Below are 3605 nucleotides of genomic sequence, written 5' to 3'. Positions count from 1 at the left end.
CTCCTTGGCTCACAGAACGACATGGCTACGATCCGACTTGCGCGCTGGCGGCGACCGCGGTGTCGCCGGTGCGCGGCGCGTTGGCGCCCGCCGAGTCGCCGTCGAGGAACCCCTCGGCGGTGAGCCGGGCGCGCAGCGCCTGCAGGCGCGCGGCGGCGTCGGGCTCGCCGGGCTTGAGCGCGCGCCCCGACGGGACGGTCGGCCACGCGCCGGCCGCCGAGACCTGGCGGTAGCGCACCAGCGCCTGCCGCAGCGCCGCGTAGTCGGGGTCCGCCGGGCGCAGGCGGTCGAGCGCCTGGTCGGTGGCCGGCTCCTGCAGCGCACGGACGAGCGCGGTGTCGATCGCCTTCTCCTCCGTGCGGATGTGCCAGTCCTCGGTGACCGCGCTGGGGTCGAGCTGCCCCGTCACCAGGTCCTCGGCGAGCGCAGTGAACGCCGAGGTCATGAGGACGTCGGCGTCGGCGAGCTGCTGCGCGGTCGGGCGCCCCTGCTTGAGCGCGCCGAGCGCGGCGGCGAGGGCCGGGAGCGGGTACTCGTTCAGCTGGAGCGCGTCCTGGTCGGCGTCGACGAGGGCGCGCAGGAGGGCGGTGGCGCGGGCGCGGTCGGGGCCGTCCTCGTCCATCCAGAGCGTGGTCGACCCGAAGCGCTGGTAGAGCGCGTTCACGCGCCGCCACTGGCCGGCGCTGAGCCCGTCGGGGCGCGCGGCGCCGAGGCGGGACGTCAGCGCGGTCGTCAGCTCGGCGGCGGGGACGCCCGCGACGGCGGCGAGCGTCGGGGCGGTCCAGCTGCGGTCGACCTCGCCCCCCGCGCCCTGCGCGGTCTGGGCGGGGCGCGACCCGGCGTCGGACGACTGCACGTCGCACCCCGCGGCGAGCGCGGCGGCGGCGAGAAGGGTCAGGGCGGACGGACGGTGGGGCATCGCGGGCTCCTGCGGGTTTGGGGGCGGCGAGACGACGCCGCCGGACCCAGCCCAGCAATGGCGAGATGCGAGCCACGACGCGGGGCGCCGATGTGCGCCGGATCACGTGCCGCAGCGTGCACGGCCGTGTGGCGCGGCGTACCTTCTCGGGCCAGTCAACAGCAGGGGAATCGGATCTGACGGATCCGATCTGATCCGTTGCATCCGATTCACCGACAAGTGGTTGCCCCCGTACCCGCCTCGCCGTGCGCGCGATCGGTCGCTTCCTCCTGCTCGTCTCGGTCGTCGGCGCCTGCCGGGCGGCGCCCCGCCCACTCACCCCGGGTGACGGGATGCTGCAGGTCCCGGGCGGACGCATCTGGTATCGCGTCGTCGGGAGCGGGCCGGGGACGCCGCTCCTGCTGATCCACGGCGGGCCGGGGGGGCGCGCGTGCCGGCTGTACGAGCTGCGCGCGCTGGCCGACGAGCGGCCGGTGATCTTCTACGACCAGCTCGGGACGGGGCGTTCGGAGCGGCCGGCCGACACGACGTACTGGAACGTCGCCCACTTCGTCGAGGAGGTGGCCGCAATCCGGCGGCAGCTCGGGCTGCGCGAGGTGCACCTGCTCGGCCACTCGTGGGGCGGGACGGTGGCCGCGGAGTACCTGCTGACGCGGGGGAGCGAGGGGGTGCGCAGCGTGACGCTCGCCGGCCCCCTCCTCAGCACGCCGGCGTGGCTCGCCGACGCGCGCGCGCTGGTGGCGCAGCTCGGGGAGCCGGAGCGGCGCGCGATCGCCGAGGCGGAGGCGAGCGGGCGCTACGACACGCGCGCGTTCGCGGCGGCGAACGACAGCTTCTCGGTGCGCTTCAACCGCCGCCGCGCGCCGTCGCCGGCCGCGGACGCCGACTGCGCGGGGTCGTCGGGGAACGACCGCATGTACCGCGCGATGTGGGGCCCCTCCGAGTTCAGCGCCACCGGCACGCTGCGCGACTACGACCGCACCGCGCGCCTTGGCGAGCTGCGCCTCCCGGTGCTCCTGATGGCCGGCGAGTTCGACGAGGCGCGGCCGGCGACGATGGAGGCGTTCCGCGCGCGGATCCCGGGCGCGCGGGTCGCGATCATCCCCGGCGCGGCGCACGGGATGATGAACGACGAGCCGGCGGCGACGGCGGCGGCGGTGCGGGGGTTCCTGCGCGAGGCAGAGAGGGAGAAGGCCAGGTAGGGCGTGGTCAGATGGGGCGTGTTCAGGTACGGCGTGTTCAGGTACGGCGTGTTCAGGTACGGCGTGCTTAGGTACGGCGTGCTCAGGTAGTGCGTGAACTGCGGTCGGCAGGTGGTGGTCACGCCGTACCTGAGATCGCGCTCATGGGAACGCCCCTCCTGAGCACGCCCTATCTGACCACGCCGTACCTGACCACGCCCTATCAGGCCACGCCCTCCCCGTCTCTCCCGATTCTCTCGACGATACTCTCCGCCCGCTCCCGGATCCTCGCCGCCCGCCGCGCGTAGTCCCGCCGCGCCGCGAGCCAGCCGAGGCCGACGACGCCTGCCGCGGGGAGGGTGGCGAGGGCGCCGATGGTGCCGACGAGCGCGGCGAAGGCGAGGAAGCCGGCGCCGCCGCCCGCGCCCACGAGCCAGCCGGCGTAGGCCGCCTGCCGCGCGCCGTCGAGCGCGACCTCGACGCGCGCCTCCGACGCGCTCAGCGCGACCTCGGCCTGCTGGCCCTCGATCTGGCCGCGCCAGACGACGGTGCCGCCGACCGGCTGCACGCTCCCCATGGCGCCGGCGCCGACCGCCGCGCGCACCGCCGCGAGGAAGCGCTCGGCGTCGGGGGGTGCGGCGTCGGCGGGGCGGGGGCGCGCGACCACCAGCGTGCGCGCGTCGGCCGGCGCGTCGACCGCGGGCGCCGACCGGCGCACCATCGCCGGGTCGAGCCCGGCCTCCCGCGCGACCTGCTCGAGCTCGGGGAGGGTCAGCCCGTGCGGGGTGGCGCGGACCAGCGCGCGCTCCTCGCTGGCCGCGCCCTCGAGGATGCGCGCGACCTCGCGCTCGTCGTAGCGGCGTTCGCCGCGCGGCTCGCTCATCCGGCGACGATCCCGCCGTCGAGCACCAGCGCGTGGCCGACCATGAAGGCCGCCGCGTCGGAGCAGAGGTAGAGCGCCGCCGCCGCGATCTCGTCGGGGGTGCCGAGGCGGCCGATCGGGAGGCGCTGCGCGAGCGCGGCCTCCTGCGCGGGGTCGTCGCCGGTGAGCTGCTCGACCATCGGGGTGTCGGTGAAGCCGGGGCAGATCGCGTTGACGCGCACGCCGCGCCGCGCGTACTCGAGCGCCGCCGTCTTGGTGAGGCCGACGACGCCGTGCTTGCTGGCGGCGTAGGCCGCGTGGCGCGGGAAGCCGACCAGCCCCGCCACCGACGCGACGTTGACGACGCTCTGCGTGCGCCCGGTGCGCGCGCCGGTCGCGAGCATCGCCGGGAGCTGGTGGCGCAGGCAGCGCCAGACGCCGGTGAGGTTCACGTCGAGGGTGCGGTGCCACGCCGCCTCGGGGTACGCGTGCGTCGGCTCCTGCGCGCCGCCGACGCCGGCCGCGTTGACCGCGCAGTCGAGCCCCCCGAACTCGGCGACGCAGGCGGCGACCGCCGCGCGCACCGCCGCGTCGTCGGTGACGTCGCACGCCACGGCGACCGACGCGCCGCCGGCGTCGCGCG

The 3605-nt window shown here is 76.5% G+C and carries 4 protein-coding genes; 1 reads left to right on the top strand and 3 read right to left on the bottom strand.

Annotated elements, in window-relative coordinates; all coding sequences use genetic code 11:
• Positions 1 to 25: 25 nt before the first annotated feature.
• On the bottom strand, positions 26 to 919 hold the full coding sequence (locus PYV61_RS22585; RefSeq protein WP_275835927.1) for a hypothetical protein: 894 nt from the start codon (positions 917 to 919) through the stop codon (positions 26 to 28).
• A 245-nt stretch (positions 920 to 1164) separates the two neighbouring features.
• Between PYV61_RS22585 and PYV61_RS22580 the strand changes: the two genes are divergently transcribed.
• Positions 1165 to 2121 carry a proline iminopeptidase-family hydrolase gene (locus tag PYV61_RS22580; RefSeq protein WP_275835926.1) on the top strand — a complete coding sequence of 319 codons (957 nt, stop codon included), beginning with the start codon at positions 1165 to 1167 and terminating at the stop codon, positions 2119 to 2121.
• A 202-nt stretch (positions 2122 to 2323) separates the two neighbouring features.
• Here the strand turns inward: PYV61_RS22580 and PYV61_RS22575 are convergent, their stop codons facing one another.
• Complete coding sequence (locus tag PYV61_RS22575) at positions 2324 to 2983, bottom strand: hypothetical protein (protein WP_275835925.1); 660 nt, start codon at positions 2981 to 2983, stop codon at positions 2324 to 2326.
• The coding region (locus PYV61_RS22570) for an SDR family oxidoreductase (protein WP_275835924.1) at positions 2980 to 3605 on the bottom strand (626 nt) is incomplete at its 5' end. The genes PYV61_RS22570 and PYV61_RS22575, both read right to left, overlap by 4 nt.

Source organism: Roseisolibacter sp. H3M3-2 (genome assembly GCF_029211165.1).
GTDB lineage: Bacteria > Gemmatimonadota > Gemmatimonadetes > Gemmatimonadales > Gemmatimonadaceae > Roseisolibacter.
This window is presented reverse-complemented; position numbering and strand designations above follow the sequence as displayed.

Coding starts and splice junctions, on each gene's coding strand:
- PYV61_RS22585 (WP_275835927.1), bottom strand. CDS start 919: ATGCCCCACCGTCCGTCCGCCCTGACCCTTCTCGCCGCCGCCGCGCTC.
- PYV61_RS22575 (WP_275835925.1), bottom strand. CDS start 2,983: ATGAGCGAGCCGCGCGGCGAACGCCGCTACGACGAGCGCGAGGTCGCG.